Below are 20395 nucleotides of genomic sequence, written 5' to 3'. Positions count from 1 at the left end.
GGGGCTCTCCATGACGTCCTCCGTGCTGTCCGGCGCCCAAAGGACCCTCAAGACCGCGAAGATCAAGATCACGACCAAGTGCAACCGCCACTGCGACTTCTGCATCTTCGCCGAAGGCGGTCAAGGCGAGAACATGCCGCTGGACACGTTCAAGCAGGTCCTCGACCGCCTTGGACAGATCCCGTTCCGGCAGCTGCACATCAACGGCGGAGAACCCACCGTCCACCGCGACTTCAGCGAGCTGAGCGGCCTGGCTCGTGACCGTTTCCCGGACCAGGTCATGGTGCTCGGCTCCAACGCGATCACCCTGGCCCGCAACGAGCGCCTCCTCCAGGCGACCCTCGCGCACTATGACCAGGTCCTGATCGGCTGCGACGAGGAGCACGACAACTACGACGAGGTCAGCGTCGTCATCCCGGTACTTCGGGAGGCCGGAAAGACTGTCGTGATCAACAGCGTGCTGGAGGCCATAGCCCCGGACCGCCTGCGGCAGCTGGCGTCGATGTGTGATGAGTACGGAGCCATCCACGTCACCAACCATGTCCACCACATCGATGTCGGCCAGCCTGCCAACGATCTCGGTGGGCTCTGCGACCGCAACGTCGACCAGCACCTCATGATCGAGGTCGACGGCGACTGCTACCGGTGCTTCAACGCCATGGCCAAGAACGACAGCGAGTTCACGGTCTGGGACGACGACTTCGCCGCCAAGGTCTTCGCGCCGCGCGGCAAGCACTACGACTTCTGCCTGAAGTGCCACGAGTACAGGGACTCGGGTCTTCAGGTCGTCCCCGCCCTCGCCCGCCGCACGGCTTCCGTCTAACCACCCTCTTCCCGGAGGTGCCCATGCCCGCAGTGCTCGGTCTGAACTTCCACCACGACACCTCTGCCTGCCTCGTCGTCGACGGCCGCATCTACGCAGCCGAGGAGGAACGATGGAGCGGCGTCAAACACAACCGCACCACACGCAAGGGCATCCTCACCGCCCCCACCCATGCCCTCGACTGGTGCCTGCGGTCCGCCGGCATCACCGCCGACGACATCGACCACGTGTGGACCCCGTCCATGCGGCCCAGCCCACGGCACGGATCGTGGGCGTCCCCGGAACAGGCCGAGCTCGCCGCCCTGCTCCCCCGGGCGCTCGGGCAACGGTTGAAGCTCATCTCCCACCACACCGCGCACGTCCTGGCCGGCTATCTGCTCTCCGGCGAGGAACACGCCGCCGGACTGGTCATCGACGCGGGCGGGTCCCCCCTCGGCACGGACATCGCGTCGGGACGCGAACGGATTACCGGCTACGACCTGAGGCCTGACAGCATCGACCGGATCCACCAGGTTGCACCAGCCATCGCCCCCGGTCCATCCGGGCCCGTGCGCACCCACCCGTCGCTCGGCCACTTCTACCGCAACCTGGCGCTGCGAGTGATTCCGCCGGGCAACGAAGTCGAGGGCAGCATGATGGCCCTGGCCGCGTTCGGGGACCCGGACCACTATTACAAGGAACTCAGCGACCTCGTCCATCTCGGCGAGCACGGGCACGTACACGTCGCGGCGCCATGGGGCTCGTACGACGCCGATACTCCGCTCCGGATCGAAGGCGCCATCTGGACCGCGCAGTCTGCCGACTCGAAGCCGCTGGACGCCCGCGCCGACCTGGCTGCGGCGGCACAGCGGGTCTTCGCCAAGGCGGTCATCCACGTGGCCCGTCATCTGCGCCGCCTCACGGCCGCCCGCACACTGGTCTTCTCCGGCGGCTGCGCCCTGAACTCCCATCTCAACGGCACCCTCGCCGAGGAGTCCGGCTTCGAGAACCTGTTCGTCGCCCCAGCGCCGCACGACGCCGGCACCGCGGTCGGCGCCGCCCTTTACGCCTGGAACTACGTTCTCGGACAACCCCTTGTGCCGACACCCGAGGACGCTGACTGGGGCCCGCTCCCCGGCCCCCTTCCCAACGGAGCGCTCGCGGGCGGCTACCGCAGCGTCTCCGGCCTCGGTGAACGGCTGATCCCAACCGTCGCCGCGCTCCTCGCGGGCCACCACGTCGTCGGCTGGGTACGCGGCGGCATGGAGTTCGGGCCCAGGGCCCTCGGTCACCGCTCGATCCTCGCCCACCCCGGCAAGGCGGAGACCAAGACCCGCCTGAACACCCTCAAACAGCGAGCCGAATACCGCCCGTTGGCGCCCCTGGCACTGGCCGAGGAAGCCGACGCGTGGTTCCTCGGGGACGGCGACCCGTTCATGAACCGCGTCGTACGCGCCCGGCACTGCAAGTCCGACCGGATGCCCGCAGTTGTCCATCACGACGGAACCGCCCGTCTCCAGACCGTGAGCCGAGGGCACTCCGGCGTCCGCCCGCTCCTGGAGGAGTTCCACCGGCTCACAGGCGTGCCCGTCCTTTTGAACACTTCCCTGAACTTCAAGGGAACGCCCATTCTCCGCACCGCCGAACAGGCCGTCGCCGCCGCGGTCGAGCTCGGTCTCGACGCCTTGGTCGTCGAGGACACGCTGGTCCTCGCCCCACACGTGCGCATCGACACGGCCGTGTCGGCCTCCTACGGAACGGACCGCGCATGACCAGCACCCCCGCCGTGAAGGACCAACTCGGCTTCAAGGACTGGCCGGAGCCGGAACGAGAGCGCGGGCGACTCGCCGCAACCCTCGCCACGACGATCTACGCCGGTCACGTCCGTGACCAGGGCACTCCCTACATCAACCACCCGGTGCGCGTCGTGACCATCCTGAAGAACGAGCTCGGCGTCACCGATCCCGAACTGCTCATCCTCGGCCTGCTGCACGACGCGCTGGAGATCTCGCCGTCGGCGGAGCCCCTCATAGCGTCCCGCCTGGGCCCAGCCCTCACACAACGGCTGCGCTCCATGACCCCCGACCACAGGCTGGAGCAGCGCCCCAAGCAGCCGCAGGACTCGGACGTCTGGCACAGCAAGATCAGGAGTCTCGGCCCGGAGGAACTCCTCGTCCGTCTCGCCGACCGAATCGACAACCTGCGCGACCTGCGGCACTCGCCGGACCCGGACCGCCGGACGCGCTTCCTCAACAGCCTGACCAGCACCTACCTGCCGCTCGCCGAGGAGTCCCGCGTCGCGAGCGCACCACTGCGAGCCGCGTACGAGGTGCTCCACACCGAGTACCAGCAGCAGACGGAGGCAGACAGGTGACCCCGGTCGTCCACTCCATGTCGCCGCGGGGCCGCACCGGAGGCCGCGTCTACCTCCGCATGATCCACGACGCCACAGCCGATTCGATCGAATGGCGCACGGTGCCGGACTACAAACGCGCCTACACCGTCCGCCGAGGACGAAAGGTGCGACACCTCGCCCGCCTCGCACCTCACATCCGCGCACTCAGAAACGAGCCGGGCACGTTCCTCTGGGACGACCTCAGCATCCTGTTCTTCACCCGGGAGATGCGGGCCCGGACCGTCTTCGTCTTCCACCACTACGAACCGCTCCAGTTCGACTCCTGGCCTCTCGAACCGCTCCTGTGGCGCAGGCTCTTCGCGGTTCTTCCCCAGTGCCGCGCGGTCGTGTGCGTCGCCCCGTCCTGGGCGGCGTTCCTCCAGGAGCGCGGGGTGAACAACGTCCAGGTGATCTACAACGCCTTCGACCTCGCCAAGATCGACAGAGTCCGCGGCATGGACCCGGCCGAATGCAAGGCCCGCCTCGGTCTTCCCCAGGACGAGATCACCGTGTACGCGGGCAAAGCCGTGCACTGGAAAGGCGTCGAGACGGTCGCTAAGGCCATCAAGGGCGAACCCGGGTTCCGTCTCGTGACCACCGGAAGCAACACCATCGGCTCCCCGGGCCACCACTTCGACCTGCCCCGCCCCCGGTACCTCGAACTCCTGCGGGCCTGCGACGTCGGTGTCTTCACTCCGCGCATGCGGGAAGGGTGGAGCCGGTGTGCCGCAGAGGCCCTGCTTCTGGGCATGCCCTGCCTCATCCAGCCGATCGCCGGACTCGGTGACCTTGCGCGTCTGACCGAGCAGCCGCCCCCGGATCCACGCCGGCTGGCCCGGCAGATACGGGAGCGGGCGGACGCGGCGCCCGACGAGTCGAAGGCCGTGTACGAGACGCTGGCCCGCTTCGACACGACGTACTTCCACGACGCCTGGTCCCGCCTCCTCGCACAGGCGGCGGGACCGTGATCAAGAAGTGATCAGCTGGCGAGCTTAGCCAGCGCCGCGTCGATCCGAGCGAGCGTGCGGTACTTGCCGAGGACCTCGAGGGACTCGAAGAGGGGCAGACCGACCGTGCGGCCCGTGACCGCGACACGCACCGGGGCCTGGGCCTTGCCCAGCTTCAGGCCGTGCTCCTCGCCGGCGGCCAGGACCGCCTCCTTGAGGGACTCGGTGCTGGTCCAGTCGGCCGTCTCCAGCTTGGTGCGGGCCGTGGTCAGGAGAGCCACCGGGTCGCCCTTCATCGCCTTGTCCCAGGACGCCTCGTCCTCCACCGGCTCCTTCAGGAACAGGAAGTCGACGTTGGCCGTGATGTCCGAGAGGACGGCCACGCGGGTCTGGGCATGGGGGGCGATCGCCTCCCATGCGGCCTGGTCGAAGTCCTCGGGCGCCCAGTTGGCGTACGGGGCGCGCAGCCACGGCTGGCAGGCCTCGATGAACTTCTCCAGCGGCAGGGCGCGGATGTACTCGCCGTTGAAGGCGGTCAGCTTCTTGATGTCGAAGAAGGCCGGCGAGGTGTTCACGTCCTCGATGCGGAACTTCTCCTCCAGTTCCTCGTACGGGCGGAGCTCGACGTCGTCGCCGGGGCCCCAGCCGAGCAGCATCAGGTAGTTGGTCATCGCCTCCGGCAGGTAGCCCTCGGCGAGGTAGTCCTCAAGGGCGACCTTGTCACGGCGCTTGGACAGCTTCTGCCGCTTCTCGTTCACGATCACCGGCAGGTGCGCCCACACCGGGGGCTTCGCGCCGAGCGCCTCCCACAGCAGCTGCTGCTTCGGCGTGTTCGACAGGTGCTCGTCACCGCGGATGACCAGGGTGATGCCCTCGTCGAGGTCGTCGACCACGTTGGCGATCAGGAAGACCGGGGAGCCGTCACCGCGGGCGATGACGAAGTCCTCGATCGCCGAGTTCGGGAAGGACGGCTCACCCCGGACGAGGTCCACGACGACCGTCTCGCCCTCGGTGGGCGTACGGAACCGCAGCGCCCGGCCCTCCACGTACTCCAGACCCCGGTCCCGGCAGAACCCGTCGTAGCCGAGGTGCTGCGAACCGGTCCGCTCCTGGAGCTGCTCACGGGTGCAGTCGCAGTAGTACGCGCGGCCCTGCGTATAGAGCTGCTGGGCAGCCTCGCTGTGACGGTTGGCGTTCTGCGACTGGAAGTACGGACCCTCGAAGGTGGGATCGTCCTTGGAGATCCCGATGGCCGCGAGCGCGCTGATGATGCCGTCGATCCACTCCGGCTTGTTGCGGGCCGCGTCGGTGTCCTCGATCCGCAGGACGAACTTGCCCCCCGACTGTCGCGCGACGGCCCAGTTGTAGAGAGCCGACCGGGCCCCGCCAACGTGGAACATTCCAGTCGGAGACGGGGCGAAACGCACGCGCGTGGAGGAGGTAGACATGCGGGCAAGCCTACCGATTCCCAGTAGGTGCTCGCCCGCACCCACGCTTCTTCAGTCCTTTGCCGGGCGACGGTTACGTTCGCATACGTGCCAGGCTGTGGCCGCGCTGATGCCGAATGCCGCGCCGAGCTGGGCATACGTGGCGCCACGTTCCTCACGCATCCGTACGAGATCCGCTTCCTGCGCACTGGTGAGTGCATGCCGTCCGCCTCGACCGGAAGCCGGTACAGGGGGCGGATCGGTCAGATGGCGCCAGGTTGCCCCCTGCACAGCCGCTCGAACCGTCGCGTACTTCAGATGGAACTTGTCAGCGAGCGATCGTAGGGAGGCACCACTGGCATGCGCAAGCCTCATCTCTCCCACTGTCGTCGCAGTCAGGAGTACGCCTGGGCGGCGCGCTTCCCCGGGGACCTTCTCAGACGCCTGTTCATCAACGTGCGCCCAGGTGACGCCCCGGATCGCATCATGAACGGTGTTGTAGGTGAGGCCGTCTCTCGTCGCGAGATAGTGCACCGACGCGCCACCTGCATGCTCGCGTCTCAAGCGACGCACATGGTCATCGTCCAGAACGGTAGGGCTGGGCTGGTCAGGATCAGCGGGCTGAGGCCGGCTGATTGGCGGTGGGTTGTCCACCTGGCGCCAGGTGGCGCCATAGACCGCCTTGGACAGCGCCCTGCTGGTCACCCCAAACGCACGTGCGAGACGATCTACTGAAGCCCCGTTCTGCACCTGCCGCCGCGCCTCGCGCACCAGCTCGGCGGTGAGTACCCTCCGGCCGCCGAGGTACCCCCGATCTGGGCCATCAGGATGTCCCGAGACTTGCGACGGCACTCAACACCCCCACTACTTAGCCCGGGCAGGCCAGATTCATACCTTCGGCAGGTCGTACGTACAGCGACACGACCGAATCCAAGGACCACACCGTTCCTCACCAGCATGCACTGACCGTTCCAATGGCATCGCCGCGTTCAGCTCAGGCAGCTTGATGCCCCTCCCCGATAACCGCCGGGACCGACGACGTCCGCGATTTTACCGGCGGCGCCAGGCAGCCCTGATGATCATCTCGTCGCACGGCAGCTACATGAGGGGAGGACGGGGCCTCCGTGGAGCCGTCGCCAATCCTTTCGTGCGGCGACTCCAGCCCAATCTCGAACCACGTCGTCTTGCCGTCAGGTTTCGGTTGCATGCCCCAGGCATCCGCCAAAGCGCCGACGAGCAGGAGACCTCGGCCGCTCTCGTCGTTCGGCCCGGCTGCGACGGCGCTCGGCATCGTAGGCTCAGTGTCCGTGACCTCCACACGAAGCCGTTTGGCGGTGCGCGTCACAACGACCTCGCACGGGCTGGCTGAATGTAGGACGGCGTTGGCTATGACCTCACTCGCCAGCAGCTCAACGGTCTCCAGCGCTTCATCTTGCAAGGAGGCGTCCAAGGTCCGGGCCAGTTCTACAACTTGGCGACGCGCGGGCGGGACTGCGTCTGCGGCAGCCGAAACCATGAATCCGTTCGCGGGACGTTCGGGATTGCTGCGTGCCATGACGACAACCTCACATCGGTAGCGGCCTCACTGAACGGAAGCCTTCCATCCGACAAGAACCGTGCGACGACAGTTTGTCCCTAGGTATTCCACGCAAGGTGTCTTGAGCTTGAGGCGAGTTGTGGTATTCGAGGAGCAGCGAGCCGTCTCCGACTTCTCGCGACCAGTCAAGATCAGCAGACCGTTCCCCCCTGAGGCCTGCGCCTCCAGCGCCCTTTGGCACCACGAGGTACGAAGCGGAGTAGGGGTCCCTGTGATGGCACCAAGGCGTCTACGACCCGGCGTCGGTGTCTCCTGCCAATCAGCCAGTAATGCCGACGGTCATCTTCCAGTCTTACGTACAGTCAGGCCATCGAGCAGGGCATCGGCGACCGCCTCTTCGTAGAGGGCCTGGTCGGCCCGTCTCATGGCCGCTGCGAGTTCCGGGTCCCATGGCGTGGGCTGCGGCTTACCGCGGAGCCGGATGTGGTCGTCGTCCTGAGCGATTCCGGTGTTGTAGTCGGCCGCGGTCATCATCCAGGGGCGGGCGTTATAGAGGTTGATCAGCTGGCTGGTCATGTCGATACCGGGCCAGTCGAAGTCACCGTGGTAGTGCAGGGTCCCACCCCCGTGCGTGATGGTGCGAGCAAGCCGATGGAAGGCGGTGGAGGGGCGGCCTTCGGCGCAGATCAGCGGCGGGCTTTCTGGGCCGAGTTCTTGTGCGGCGCGGCGCAGGACAGCCGGGTTCTCGCAGACGTAGACGGTCGGGAGGCTGACCGTGATGGGCAGGGTGACCAGTTGGTGGAGGGTGATGTGGAAGGGAGTGCCGTAGCTGGCCGCACCGGTGAGCCACTCGCCCAGCCCCTGTCCGTGGGCGGGGAGGTTGAGGACGAGGACGCGGCTGGCAAGGTCGTCGACGATGACGTCGAAAGCGTCCCACAGCTCACGGCGCTCTTCGGCAGTGGACGGCACGGAGGCGCTGTGGGCGTGAGCCAGGGCGCGTAGGACAAGGTTGGGCAGCGGACCGCGTCCGGGATTGAGGGCTTTGGTGTCACCGGTGGCGATTTCGGCGAGGGCGGGCAGCATGAGCGGTGGGGTACCAGCAGCCCGGGCGTCGAGGTGTTCCAGGACCCGCACGGCGTGGGCGAGCGCTGATGTGTCGCCTTTGTTGATCAAAGTGGTCAGCGTGCCGTCGGTGGCGAGGTTGCTCAACCAGACCCGGTACCAGGGACGTGTGGAGTGGAGCGGGCTGGATTCCGCTTGTGCAAGGAGTTGTGTGCGGGCGTGCTGGAGAGCGGCCTTCTCGGCAGGGCGATTACGCAATGGTCCGCCGGCTCGTGTGAGGACTTCTGCGAGCGGGGACCCAGTGGCAGTACGGATGGCAGCGTCGAGGTCGGCGAGCCGGATGGTGATCTTCGCTGTGCCGGGTGGGCGGTAGGTGCCGGTCAGGCCGATGATGGCCTCGCGTTCGGCGTCGGTGGGTGCGCTGACGCTGATGGTGCCGTCGAGGCGTCCTCCGGTGCGTTCCAGTGAGCGGCGTGCGGCTGCCAGCAGGCGCGTGTATTCCGGCTGCAGGTAGCGCTCGTGGGTTGTCGCAGGAGTGGTGGTCACGCTTCATCCGCTCCTTCGTCCTGCTGGTCGTCAGCGATGTCGTGGTCGTCCGGGCCGGCGAGCAGGCCGTCGGCGGCGCGCGCGTGCCGACTTGGGGTGAAGCCGAGGAGATGGGCGGCCAACTCGTCGGATCCGGGGTAGCCGAGATCGTCGAGGATCTGCTGTCCGTCCCAGAGCATGAGCATGGCGGAGACGGTGTGGCTGGCCTTGTCGTAGTTCATGTCGTAGTGGGCAATGCGGGGGACGGTGGGGTAGGTGATCCACAGGTCGTGCCCGGTCATGAACAGGTCTAGGTCGAATTTGACGGTCAGGGCGAGCAGATCGGGGCGGTACTGCTCGTCGATGCCGGCGAAGGCTTCGTCCAGGGCGATCAGGCGGGGGCAGGTGGGGCGGGCGGAGCTGTACTGGGCGTGGGCTGCGGCGAACAGCGGGAGGTGGATGGAAGCGGATTTCTCGCCGCCGGACATCTCGCTGTGCTTGGAGCGGGTGAGTTTCTCTTCTTTCTCGCCGGGCCGCGACAGCAGCAGTTCGAAGGTGCGCCAGGAGCGGTAGTCCAGGACGTCGGCGATGATCTGCTGGTAGGTCTTGCGGCGGTCGCGTGCTTTGCCGGTGCGGATCTGGGCGCGCAGCAGGGAGCGTAGTTCGGCCAGTCCAGACGGGCCCAGGGCCGTTGCGTCCTTCTTCAGTAGCTGGTTGACGGCGCGCTGTTCGTCGGTCAGGGCGTCGGACTGCACCCAGCGGATGCCGACGGTGGTGCCGGAGGACATGGGTTTGGCGCGGGTGTCGGCGTCCATGGCCTTGACCAGGTTGCGGGCGTCGATGGTGCGGGAGTGGATCTGCTGGGCCAGTCCGGTCAGCAGGGCGTCTTCCAGGACGGTGCGTTCGCGGTCTTCCAGCAGGATGCGCTGGTCGGCGACTTGCTCGGCCAGTCGGAGGCCGAACTCGGCGACCGGGGCGGGGCCTTCGGCGTCGGAGACTCGGGCGAGGATGATGTCGCCGTCCGGTTCCCACTCCAGGTGGTAGCCCTGATCGGATTCCGCGAGCGCGTTTTCCAGGTCGGTCAGGGCGGTGGAGATCTTCGTGGTGGTGGTCTTGAGAACGTTATCGGTAGCCCGACGGCCGCGGGTGGCGGTATCGATGGCGTCCAGGAGCGTGACCGTGGTGGACGGCAGGGCGCTGCGGGCGGCGTCATCCGGGGACACCTGCGGCGGGTTGGCGGTGAGCTGGGCGATCACGTCACTGGCGGCTTGTTCGGCGGTGGGCCAGACGCTGACGGGTGTCCATGGGGTGGCCGCGGGGGCGTCCAGCAGGAGGAGCAGGTCGGGGCGGGAGTAGGGCTCGAGGCCAGCGGTGGTGCGCAGTTGTTCGTCCAGGGCCGTGGTGAGGGCTTCGCTGATGTGTTCCAGGGCGTTCTCGGCGGTGGTGAGCCGGGTTTGCTGCGCCTGGGCTTCTGCGTCGGCCTGGTCGTAGGACGTATTGGCTTCGTCCAAGGCGGTCTGGGTTTCCTCAAGCTGCCTTTGGAGGTCGCGCAAGGGAGCGTCCAGCAGCGCTTCCTCGGTACGCAGGCGTTCCGCCAAGGCCTCGTAGTCGGCCTTGCGAGTGTTCAGTGCCTCGGTCTGTTCGGCGTAGTCCTGGCTCTGCTCTTTGATGCTCTCGCGGCGGTCGGCGAGATCGTTCTCGGTGTCGTGGATGGTGGATCGCGTGGTGTGAAGGTCATTGCCGGCTCTGACGAAATCGTTGACCGCGCGTTCGACGTCAACGAGTGCGTCGCGCTGTCCGGGTAGGCGGGCAGCGGCAGCCGCACGACGCAGCTGGCGCTCTTTGTCGTGGGTATTGGCGATGGCCAGATCGAGGGCCCGGTGTGCGGCATCCCGCCGTCCTCGGGCGTCGGCGAGCTGGACGGCGGTGACCTCGACGTCACGGACGGCTGCGGCGATCGGTGCGGTGGGCGGCAGCCGACGGCGGGCAGTGTCGAAGTCCGCCACGGCCTCGGCGGCGGCTTGCTGCGCGGTGGCCAGGTCAGCGAGCTGGTCTTCCAGCGCGTTGATCGTCTGGTCCAGGGCGTGCAAGCGTTCGCGGCGTCGGGCGGCGCGGGCGGTGGCACCGATGTACTCGGGCTGGGTCTTCGGGTGGGCGCCGAGCTGGATCCCCAGTGTGAACTGTGCGCGAGTGCTCACCGCGGGAGAGCAACCGGTATCAGGGGTGAGGTCGTCGGTAAGGCGTACCGAGGCCAAGACCGCGGCAACGGCTTCGGCCGGGACCTGAGACTGTTCCTCGTCAGGGACGAGGACGTCGGCCAGGGTCCGGCCGGTGGGACGTTGGGCAGCCGGCAGTGGGAGCAGGTAGCCGTCGGGCTCATTGTCGGCGAATGCCTGCACGGTGGCGTCGACGTGCGGGTGGACCCAGGCTGTGAGCAGCCCCGCCCCATACAGGGCGCCTTCCACCGCCGCGGTCTGCTCGTGCGGCACGTCGTCAGTGAAGCGGATCAGCCGCCACAGTGGGGCGCCGGCACGGCCGCTGCGGTCTGCCGGTCGCAGGTCGTTTGGCGGAGGAGCATCATCTTGTTCAGCGGCAACCTTCGCTCGTTCGGCGCGCACCTTGGCGAGTTGTTCGTGTGTCTCGGTATGGCGGCGCTTGAGCGATTCCTGCTGGGCAAGAGCGCTGGTACGGCGTTCGTCGGTGAGCGAATGGAAGACCTCGGTCAGTGCGGGCGCATCCGGCTCGCCGACGGCTTCCAGCGCGTCGGTGAGAGTCGGCGCGTCAGCGGGGAAGAGAACGGCGGTCGGGGCCGTGCCCGTCCAACGGTCGATCATCTTTTGCAGCGCGGCGACGGCATCGGATCGGGCGGCGGCGAGGGCGTCGGCGGCCTGGGTGCAGGCGGCGGTGTAGTCCTGGACCTCCGTGTCTGCGACGTCGAACCGGGTCTGTTCGCGACGCTCGTCCTGGGCAGCGATTTCGGCCGCGTCCAGGTATCCGCGCACCTGACCGATGTCATGACGGCGTACCGCAGCCCGGCTCCCGACCTGGGTCATAAGGTCATCGGTGAGGTTCAGCGGGTCGTCCTCGGTGACCAAGCTGGCGGACTGCCCTGCCAACAGCAGGGCCTGCATGTGCCGGTCGGCAGCGCCGTGCAGCTGACCAAGCCGCTTCTCGACCCCGTCGGCCTCAGCTGTCAGACGCGCCACGCGCTGCCGCACCTTCTCCAGGCGGCTCTCCGTGTCGGCGATGTCCTTTCCCTCGCTTCGGACGCGGTCACGGAGCTCTCGCAGGCCGACCTCTTTCTTCAGAGCGTCGTGGTTGCGCAGCCCTTCCAAGTGGGCTCCGAGCTTCTTGCGGTTCGTCGCGGCTTCGCCCCTGGCTGTATTGGCGGTCTTGAGGGCGGCCTCCGCCACACGGCGGTCCTTCGCCGCTTTGGCGATCTTGTCGCAGTGACCGGTGGTGGCCTCGCAGCGTGCGTTGATCCGCTCGACGCGGTCCCGGGCGTGCGCGCGCAGGTAGGCGGTGTAGTCCCGCAGGAAGTCCTGGACGGCCCCGTCGGCCTTGGTCAGGGAGTCCAAGACGGCCTGGATCTCGGCAAGGTTCTCGAAGTCCCGAGCAGCTTGGGTAATCAGGTCGTCATCGACCGGGCGAAGGCCGGCTGTGAGGGTGTCGGAGAGTTTGTCCGGGTCGAGGTCCTTGGCCAGCAGCGGGCGGCGCAACTGGAGCAGCAGGTTGATCAACTGGGCGTAGCGCTGACGGCCAAGGCCGAACAGGCGGTCATCGATGGCTTCCCGGTACTCGGTGGCGGTCTTGTAGAGCGCGTCGGTGCCGAGGAGCTTCTCGAGCTCTTTCCTGCGCAGTGGCCGAGAGTCGGCGCTGAGCAGGCCGAAGTCCACGCCGATCCGGCCGTCGGTGACGAAGAAGAAGCGGCCCGGGCGTTCCTTGCTCTTCTGAGCCAGTAGGCCGATGCCGACGGTCACGGCCTCCAGCAGTTCGCCGTCGGCGGTGGTGCGGGTAAACTCCATCCACACGTACCCATACGCCGATTCCTGGCCCCGGTAGAGCAGGTTGGACTTCATCGTGCGTTCCTCGCCGCTGAACGGATCCAGTCGGCGCGGGTCGATGCTGCCGTCGAGGACCAGCGGGAAGAGGACCTCCAGCGCCTTGGTCTTGCCCGACCCGTTGTGGCCGCGCAGGACGAGACGGCCGTCAGCGAAGACGAACTCCTCGTCCCGGTAGTCCCACAGGCCGATGATCCCGGCGCGTGTGGGCTTGAAGCGGACGGTCGGAACGTCGTCAGACCGGCTCGGCTCAGGGAGCGTCATCATCAGGAGGGGTCCTCCGCGGCGGAGAAGTCGAATGCGAACTGCCCGTCGCTCTGCGGATGAGGCAGGACGGCGGTGATGTTGCGGTAGCGGCCCGCCGCCGGGCGAACCAATACGCCACCGGGCACCGGATGCACCAAGCGCAGATCGGCGAGGAGGACGAGGGCCTCGGCCAACAGGCCACGCGGGTCCGCCTGCCACTTGCTGGTGAACGAGGCCGGCCCGAACTCCTCATAGAGCTCGTTGATCATCTCTGCCAAGCGGGCGTCTTCAACCAGGGGCAGCTCCGGGGTCCGGACCGGCTCGCTCACCTCGTCTTCGACTTCCACCTGTTCGGGTGAATTGGTGCCGTCGACTGCGGGGGCGTCTAGCGCAAGAGCGGCCAGCGTTCCGGCGTGCGGCAGCGCCAAGTCGATACGGGCGAGCAGGTCGGCGTGCTCTTCCGCAGGATCCGGTGGCTGCATGCGCTTCAGCTCACGCGATCGTTCGGGGTCTTCTTGCAGGTCGGCGATCTTGGCCAGGAGCAGACCGGCCGTGCGGTTAACCGCGCCGCCGCGGCCAGGGAAGCGCCGGTCGGTGAAGTGACCAGTGGTGTCGACAAGCATGATGCCCTCAGCCCGGCGCTCGATCTGCAGCCCCGTCAGGCGCACCAAATCCTCCGCCAATGTGGGCTGGCGTAGTGCGGCGGCAGTTTCGGGATCGGCGTCGGCGAAGTACACCACTGGGTTTTCGATAACGGCGCGGCGCGCCCGCTGCGCCCCATGTCGGCGTCGGGCATCGCGGCCGATGCCGCTCGGCGGTGCCTCCAGCAATCCGGCGGCGCTCGTCAGGTGCTGCAGGGGCTTGCCGGGACGGAACAGGGCGTTGCATAGCTCGTGGTCGATGTCGAACAGGGCGTCCCCGCGGTCCGGGTCGCGGGCCCAGGCTTGGGTCGAACCGTCCGAGACGCGCAGGGCCCCGTACTGCACCAGCCAGTCCATGACGTCCACGATGGCGTCTTTGTGCCCCGGAGCAGTCGGGTTAAAGCCGAGATGATCGATAGCGTTGGCGTGCGGGCTGAAATCCTTCACCAGGTCAGCGAGGGCGATCTCGACCCGGGAGCCGTGCAGGCACGCCAGCACGAGACACAGGTACGCCAACCGTCGTCGGTCGAACGGCCTACGACCGCTGTTGGCCGCGAGGATCGCCTGGCTGCCGTCGAACACGTCCAGGCGCCGAATCAGCCTCGCGTGCCGGGCAGTGGTGTGGAGGGTGTAACCGAAGAGCGAGCGGAAGTCCTCGGCCAGCTCGTCCGCCCAGCGCAGCACCACCGCCAGCGCACCTGGGCGGGGGTGGCTCTCACTGATCACACTGTGCAATAGCACCAGCCGGGCGGCCTCCTGATACGAACCCAGCTGCGCCGGCTCCACCCTCGCAGCAACGCGATGCGCGGCGGCCATCAGCTCACCTCCGCCGTCCCCCGCCGGATCGGTCCTGCGGGAGAAAGCTCCAGTGTGAAGCCGGGCAGCACCAGCGTGCCGTGCACGGTGCGCAGCCGACTGCCGGTCTGGCTGGGGATGAGCCGCAACGTCATTACATCACTTGCCCCGGTGGCCGACCGCAACCGGCCCGCGACCACGGTCCGTGCTTCCAACGCCCGGGTGAGCAGCTTCAGCACCGCCCGAAGCTCGGACTCGTCCAGCACCCGTTCATGGGGACCGTGCTCCAGTAGCCGTTCGGCCGCCACCCGCTCAGCCGCCCGCACCGCCCGCTGCTTCTCCCGCAGCCGGGCGCGCGCCCCGCGCTCGGTACGGATCGGCTGCGGACCCCCGGGCGAGGGCCGTTTGCCATGCCGGAACAAGCTGACGCTCACCTCAATGCCGGGAGCATCCCACCACGTCGAGCGGGAAGAGATCTGCTCACCGTCGTCATGGGCCCCGCCCAGGTGCCGGGCCGAACGCAGGTCGAACGCCGCGGCGATCAGCGCGTTCGCCGCTTGCTCATCCGGCGCCCCCGCAACCCAGGCTGCCAAGTGCCGCAACTGCGTCGTGCGGCTCACCCCGCTTCGCCGCGACTCAGTGACCTGCCGCAGCAACGCGATCACACCCGAGATCGCCGTACGTGTCGCCCCCTGCAACTGGTCGGCTTTCGAATCCGCCACTTCGCTCGCGAGGAACCACTGGCGAAGCCCCACCCAGCGCCGACGCCAATCCTCCCGGCGGGCCTCCGGCCTCATCATCGGCCGCTCGTCCGCCTCCGCGGCCCGCTCCAACAGCGTCTCGATGCCGCTGTCTTCCACCAGGCGAACCGCGTCAGCCAGGCGGGGTGCGTACCGCTCGAGCTCAGCGGAGAAATCGCTCATGTGCGCCAGCAGGGCATGCTTGTGCCGCAGGAACGTCTCCGGCGAGATGTCCGTGGTTCGCGTTACATCGTTCAACGTCAGATAGAACCGTGCGGCCCTGCGGGTCATGTCATCCAGAACGCTGTCCAGCCGTGAGAGCTTGCGGTAGATCTCCTCCCGGTCGGCGCTGAGGTTCGCCGCGGCCAGGGCCTTGAGATCGGACAGGATGTCAGCGAACACCAGCCGGGACAGATTCGCGTCCTCCACCCGCGCGCCGAGCACATCCTCCACCGCCATATAGGCCCGGTAGCCGATCTCAGTGAACTGATAAACAGACTGCCGGTTTCGATACGCGGCCAGGCTTCCCGCCCGAGCGGCATCCTCCACCCGGCACAGCACCCGGGCACCCTCCCGCTCGCGATCCCGATCCCCGGACAGGACATCCAGCATCGCCCGCAAGTTGAGATCCGCAATGGCGGGAACGTCAGCGTGGTTGGCAGCCAGCTCCCCCAGCACTGCCGCCACATCGCTGGTGTGCACCTGTACCTGGTGAACCATCCGCAGTTGGTTCATCGCCCGCAAGACCCACAGATACGACGCCCAATCGTCACGCTGGGTGAAGTTGAACAACCTCAGCCGATCACCAACTACCAGGCCATCAAGATCGAATGACCCCAGCGTGCCGGAACCATCTAACTGCGGCACCTGCGTCCCTCCCTCAAGCCGCGCCCCCGGCGACCATCGGCTTCAACTGTGACACGCCCCTACGACAGCGGGCGGACAGATACTCGCCCTCAACGGAGCAGCACAAACCGCTTCGGACGGCCTTCTGCGGCGTGACGCCACTCGGGCTCCAGGCCGTCGGCCGTCGCACATCGAACTCGAGGATGTTCGACAGCGCGTATAGCCGTCGCTCGTCGGGCACCTCGGAGGTGCTGGCTGTGGCGGCCTGGTGGCGTGCCGCGAGAACGCCGAACGCTTGACGGCCAAGATTCGCCGTTGTCGCCGCTGAAGCCGACGCTTCACATGCACACCCCCGACAGTCGGTCGTCAGGACCGAAGAACGAGGTGTCGTCATGGCCGTCGCACTGGGCCCCGCGCGGCAAGCGGAAGGCGTTCAGTACGGGTTATCCACAACCTCCGAGTTATCCACCAAGATCAACGCGCCGTGTCAGAAGGATGTTTTGCTACGCGCATGACAGGAAGCTCGCAATATCTCCGAGAAAACGATCCACTGTCCGCCGTCCCTTCGCGCTCCACTGAATGCATGACGCCGGTGAGGAGTATGACCAGCACGCCGCCGCAGTTCGAACTCCGCTGCGGCGGACTGCACTTGGTCATACGACGGATACCCACGTGGCTCGTCACAACTGTCACCACAGCCACGGGAGCCGGGGCAGCCTGGTGGACAAGCCGTTGAGCGTACGAGCCAGAAGCAATCAAGCGTGACCACCGAGCCAGCTCATCGCAAGATCACGCCAAACGAAATCGCTGTTCAGGATCCCTGCCGCGTCGCCGGCGTGAACCCAGGAGCGGTCAACAGCGAGATCTCGTAGCCGCCTTCGCCCGAGATGAGCGAGTCGCTGTCCCAGTGCAACTCAACCTCGTCCAAGCCCTTGTTCCGAACGAGCCAGTCGTAGTTCTTCAGCGCGGTGATCGTCTCTTCGGTCATGGGCCCGAGGCTACTGGGCACGGCAAGACGCTGCTGGCGTTCACCCGGAACTGGGAGCCTGCAACCGCCGCCTTCGACCCACACCAAGATCGACGGAACTATGATCTGGCCCAGGTCAGAGGCGTCCCCCGCACCTCTGCGCCAGGGACTTTTCAGGGACTTTCAGCCCTGTCTGAGGGACTTCCGAGGGACTTTCCGCCGCGTAACGCGGCAAGCCCCTGAAAGGCCGGAAAGGGCCTCCGACGCAGGTCAGAGGCCCTTTCCCAGACAAAGCCGCAGGTGGCGGCAGACGAGTCGGGCTGTACGCCGGGTTCAGTTCCTGAGGGCCATCGCCCCTTGGGCGACGAAGGAGCCCCACCGGTGAAGGTTGTCCTACGTCGCCCACAGGAAGGACGAGAGCCCCTACACAAGAACAGGTGGATCTTCAAGCCACCACCATCTCCACCGACCAGAAGTAACTAAACCGCGATCCCATAATAGCCGTTCCAACTCCTCGATCCCCCAGACCAGACCACCGGCTTGACCAAGGCTACTTCTACCCCTGATCGAGTTTTCATTAGCGTCCGCTGAAGCTCGAGATCCGCCAATACAGGACCGGAATCCCATCCCTGATCCTGCAGCAGACGACAAAGGGAAAAGTAAAAATCCCATGAGGTCGACCGAACAAAAATCGGTCCGACATTGGGTGCGGCAAGAACCCGGAAGAGCAGTGCCACATCCGGGCTTGGCCCGGTGCCCGAGCGGGCCGAAGCCTTACGCCAAAAGATCTCAGCGGGGCACCCGCACGGATATCCAGTTTTTGAACTCGGGCTCAAATATCGGCTTCCGTCGCAAATATGCTGCTCACCCTTACTATTCGGGAGCACGAGACGATTGAGGACGTAGTCGGCACTGTCTATCTCTATCGCGATCTCATCAATCAGGATGGTCCGGACAAATTTTCCGGTAGTTTCAGCTCGCTTACGTCGCTCCGACGGGAAAGCCGCGCCTATGGCCTGATCGACTTCACGGTCTCGCGCAGTTATCGTCCACGCCATGCTGGCGACCGTTCGGTCGACAGTCGAGAGCTCCGCCGTAAGTTCCGCCACCGCGGCATCACGCAATTCCTTCTCCTTCATTCCGGCCACTGCCACTCACCCTCTCGACTGTCTGCGATACGGTGATTTTGCCGGTGGGACTCCGCTTGGCCATGCCGGGATTTCCTGGTAGGGGAAACAATGTGGGTGATCCGCTGTGCAAGCGGATCACCCACGTGAGTCAGCCTCTACAGAGCGGCCATGGAGTTCCGTTCGGGTCCGTGCATGAAACCTGCCACCCAACGGACCGGGGCGCTGGCAGGGAAGAGGGTCACCCGGACGTTGAAGTCGATCAGGATCTCCTTACGGGCCTGCACGTCCGGCGCCCGGAACCAGCGGTCCGCGACGGTCTCACCAGTCGGCCGCCGGACCATACCGGGCGCGCGCTGCGGTTCGGCCTCGAGGGTCGCCAGTTCGCGTCCCAGGACTGCGTACCGTTCGCGGAACCAGGCGGCGTCGTCCGGCGAGTCGTACAGCCCGGCCTCGCGGTCGGCGCGCAGTCGTTCGCGGTTGGCCCGCGTTTCGGCGATGCGTTCGGGGATGCCGTTCCCCGGGTCGTACACCGTCTCGTAGATCAAGCCGTCGCCGAACCTCTGCAGGAACCATTCCTCGACGTAGCTGTCGAGAAGATGGGATCGGATGAGCGGTGCAGGGCGGCAGTCCTGGGCGCGGAACCATCCCTTGTTCCGGGCGGCGCAGGTGTAGCGGGGCGGCACGTCGTTGTTCGAGGTCTGGGTGTAGAGCTTATTGTGGCACTGCCCGCACAGGGCGACTCCCGTGAGCAGGTAAGCACGGTTCGAGTGGCGCGTACCAAAGGGCCTACGGCCATGGATTGCCTTCTTCAGGGCCTCATGGGTCGCCCGGTCCCACAGCCCTTTGCAGAGGCGGACGGGGTTTCCCTCCTTGTCGAGCACCGGCTTGTGCCTGTGCATCAGGTATCCCAAGGCCGCCTCTGACAGCAGGATGTTCTTGAGGCTGGCCGGCAGCCATGGCCGACCTCCCGCCTGCTTGCCATACAGCACCGCCAGGTGATCGGCCGGCGACAGCTCCCCGGCACGGTTCAGCCGGGCCGCCTCACTGCTGGGGGTGACGTTGTCGGGGTCGGCCAGAATGCGGCGGGCGACCTCCCGTATGACCTCCGAGCCGTGCGGATGGAGCTCGACGTGGTCGATCTTGCCGCCCATCACCGTCCGTATGTACTGAAAGCCGTAGGACGGCTTGCCCTTCGGACGGCCGGCCGCCCTGGTCTTGACGGTGGCGTCACGGTTACGGCGCTGAATGGCGCGCAGTTCCATTTGCGCGCCCCACGCCTCCATGGTGAAGCGGTTCTCGTCCGCCGGATCGTCCAGCTCCCAGGGGCCCTCATGCCCGTAGGTGACGAGCAGTTTCTTCTCGTCCCGCATCTTGTAGCCGGTATTCAGGCAGTCGACCACGTTGCGCCCAAGGCGGTCCACGGCGGCGGCAACCAGGCCGTCGTAGGGCCCCCTTTCGTCGCGGAGCCAGGGGCCCAACTTCGGGCGCGTCATCGGGTCGGTGGCACCCGAGACCTCCCAGTCGTCGGCCCAGCCGATGATGTGGCCGCCGACGGACGCAGCAGCCGTCAGCACGCTCTCCCGCTGACGCTCAGGGGATGACGTGGCCAGCTTCATGCGGGACAGCCGCCGCACGCCAAGCAGGCACTTGCCGCATCCGTCGTAGGGTCGTTCGATCACTTCCAGGTCCGTACCACGCAAAAGATCTCTCCGTTCGGACACGCAGGATACGGAGGATTGGCGGCCGGACCTGGGCGGACGGCTTGGTCAGCCCAGGAAGGTCAGTCGAACCTGACGGTTGACATTAGAGATGTTGGTGTCCACCAGGCACACCGACTGCCAGGTCCCCAGTTCCATCTCTCCGCCGATGACCGGCAGGGTCGCGTGGGGCGGGACGAGGGCCGGGAGGACGTGGTCGCGGCCGTGGCCGGGGCTGCCGTGGCGGTGCTGCCAACGATCGTCGGCCGGGAGGAGGGTGTGCAGGGCGGCCAGGAGGTCGTCGTCACTGCCGGCGCCCGTCTCGATGATCGCCACGCCGGCCGTGGCGTGCGGCACGAAAACGTTCAGGAGGCCGTCCCGGCCCCTGCTCACCTCACGGAGGAAGGTCGCACATTCTCGGGTGAGGTCGAAGACCGTCTCCGAGGATCCGGTGGCGATATTCAGGACGCGGGTGCTGAAGGCATCGGACATGCCTCCATCGTCACCCACACGACCGACCTCACACACAACTGATGGCGTGTCCGGTGATACGAGCGGTCCACTTGTCGAGACGCCG

At 66.8% G+C, this 20395-nt stretch carries 14 protein-coding genes; 4 read left to right on the top strand and 10 right to left on the bottom strand.

Going from position 1 to position 20395, the window contains the following annotated elements; all coding sequences use genetic code 11:
- The first annotated feature begins 10 nt into the window (after positions 1-10).
- Genes N8I84_RS35225 through N8I84_RS35210 form a run of 4 tightly spaced genes read left to right on the top strand, consistent with a single transcriptional unit; the run spans position 11 to position 4165 of the window.
- Positions 11-823 (top strand): radical SAM protein, encoded by an 813-nt coding sequence (locus tag N8I84_RS35225; protein ID WP_263233522.1) that lies wholly within the window; start codon positions 11-13, stop codon positions 821-823.
- 23 nt (positions 824-846) lie between these two features.
- Positions 847-2574: a carbamoyltransferase C-terminal domain-containing protein gene (locus N8I84_RS35220; RefSeq protein WP_263233521.1), complete on the top strand. Its 1728-nt coding sequence runs from the start codon at positions 847-849 to the stop codon at positions 2572-2574.
- Positions 2571-3176 (top strand): HD domain-containing protein, encoded by a 606-nt coding sequence (locus N8I84_RS35215; RefSeq protein ID WP_263233520.1) that lies wholly within the window; start codon positions 2571-2573, stop codon positions 3174-3176. The genes N8I84_RS35220 and N8I84_RS35215 overlap by 4 nt, the downstream gene beginning before the upstream one ends.
- A complete protein-coding gene (locus N8I84_RS35210; protein ID WP_263233519.1) occupies positions 3173-4165 on the top strand; it encodes a glycosyltransferase in 993 nt (330 codons plus the stop codon). Before N8I84_RS35215 ends, N8I84_RS35210 begins: the two co-directional genes overlap by 4 nt.
- Positions 4166-4176: 11 nt before the next feature.
- On the opposite strand, the gene gltX is transcribed toward N8I84_RS35210, so the two are convergent.
- The 10 genes from gltX to N8I84_RS35165 form a co-directional block, all read right to left on the bottom strand.
- Positions 4177-5544 (bottom strand): glutamate--tRNA ligase, encoded by a 1368-nt coding sequence (gene gltX, locus N8I84_RS35205; RefSeq protein WP_263234986.1) that lies wholly within the window; start codon positions 5542-5544, stop codon positions 4177-4179.
- Positions 5545-6565: 1021 nt separating this feature from the next.
- A complete protein-coding gene (locus N8I84_RS43240) occupies positions 6566-7087 on the bottom strand; it encodes an ATP-binding protein (protein WP_390899072.1) in 522 nt (173 codons plus the stop codon).
- Between the two features lie 360 nt (positions 7088-7447).
- The gene (locus N8I84_RS35200) at positions 7448-8716 is read right to left on the bottom strand and encodes a TIGR02679 family protein (protein WP_263233518.1); all 1269 of its coding nucleotides are present in this window, start codon (positions 8714-8716) and stop codon (positions 7448-7450) included.
- Positions 8713-13023: a TIGR02680 family protein gene (locus tag N8I84_RS35195; protein WP_263233517.1), complete on the bottom strand. Its 4311-nt coding sequence runs from the start codon at positions 13021-13023 to the stop codon at positions 8713-8715. Before N8I84_RS35195 ends, N8I84_RS35200 begins: the two co-directional genes overlap by 4 nt.
- The gene (locus tag N8I84_RS35190) at positions 13023-14459 is read right to left on the bottom strand and encodes a TIGR02678 family protein (protein WP_263233516.1); all 1437 of its coding nucleotides are present in this window, start codon (positions 14457-14459) and stop codon (positions 13023-13025) included. The genes N8I84_RS35195 and N8I84_RS35190 overlap by 1 nt, the downstream gene beginning before the upstream one ends.
- On the bottom strand, positions 14459-16045 hold the full coding sequence (locus tag N8I84_RS35185; RefSeq protein ID WP_263233515.1) for a TIGR02677 family protein: 1587 nt from the start codon (positions 16043-16045) through the stop codon (positions 14459-14461). The genes N8I84_RS35190 and N8I84_RS35185 overlap by 1 nt, the downstream gene beginning before the upstream one ends.
- A 790-nt stretch (positions 16046-16835) precedes the next feature.
- Positions 16836-17012, bottom strand: a complete 177-nt coding sequence (locus N8I84_RS35180; RefSeq protein ID WP_263233514.1) for a hypothetical protein — start codon at positions 17010-17012, stop codon at positions 16836-16838.
- A 458-nt stretch (positions 17013-17470) separates the two neighbouring features.
- On the bottom strand, positions 17471-18139 hold the full coding sequence (locus tag N8I84_RS35175) for a hypothetical protein (protein WP_263233513.1): 669 nt from the start codon (positions 18137-18139) through the stop codon (positions 17471-17473).
- A gap of 137 nt (positions 18140-18276) precedes the next feature.
- Positions 18277-19800: a recombinase family protein gene (locus N8I84_RS35170; RefSeq protein ID WP_263233512.1), complete on the bottom strand. Its 1524-nt coding sequence runs from the start codon at positions 19798-19800 to the stop codon at positions 18277-18279.
- Between the two features lie 87 nt (positions 19801-19887).
- Positions 19888-20310, bottom strand: coding sequence for a secondary thiamine-phosphate synthase enzyme YjbQ (locus N8I84_RS35165; RefSeq protein WP_263233511.1), 423 nt, complete (start codon positions 20308-20310; stop codon positions 19888-19890).
- Between the last annotated feature and the right edge of the window lie 85 nt (positions 20311-20395).

Source organism: Streptomyces cynarae (assembly GCF_025642135.1).
Classification (GTDB): domain Bacteria; phylum Actinomycetota; class Actinomycetes; order Streptomycetales; family Streptomycetaceae; genus Streptomyces; species Streptomyces cynarae.
Note: the sequence above shows the minus strand (reverse complement) of the source record. Positions and strands in the feature narration are given on the sequence as shown.

Excerpts from the sequence above, each read along its gene's own strand:
- N8I84_RS35225 (WP_263233522.1), top strand. The coding sequence starts at position 11 with ATGACGTCCTCCGTGCTGTCCGGCGCCCAAAGGACCCTCAAGACCGCG.
- N8I84_RS35220 (WP_263233521.1), top strand. The coding sequence starts at position 847 with ATGCCCGCAGTGCTCGGTCTGAACTTCCACCACGACACCTCTGCCTGC.
- N8I84_RS35215 (WP_263233520.1), top strand. The coding sequence starts at position 2,571 with ATGACCAGCACCCCCGCCGTGAAGGACCAACTCGGCTTCAAGGACTGG.
- gltX (WP_263234986.1), bottom strand. The coding sequence starts at position 5,544 with ATGTTCCACGTTGGCGGGGCCCGGTCGGCTCTCTACAACTGGGCCGTC.
- N8I84_RS43240 (WP_390899072.1), bottom strand. The coding sequence starts at position 7,087 with ATGGTTTCGGCTGCCGCAGACGCAGTCCCGCCCGCGCGTCGCCAAGTT.
- N8I84_RS35195 (WP_263233517.1), bottom strand. The coding sequence starts at position 13,023 with ATGATGACGCTCCCTGAGCCGAGCCGGTCTGACGACGTTCCGACCGTC.
- N8I84_RS35190 (WP_263233516.1), bottom strand. The coding sequence starts at position 14,459 with ATGGCCGCCGCGCATCGCGTTGCTGCGAGGGTGGAGCCGGCGCAGCTG.
- N8I84_RS35180 (WP_263233514.1), bottom strand. The coding sequence starts at position 17,012 with ATGACCGAAGAGACGATCACCGCGCTGAAGAACTACGACTGGCTCGTT.
- N8I84_RS35165 (WP_263233511.1), bottom strand. The coding sequence starts at position 20,310 with ATGTCCGATGCCTTCAGCACCCGCGTCCTGAATATCGCCACCGGATCC.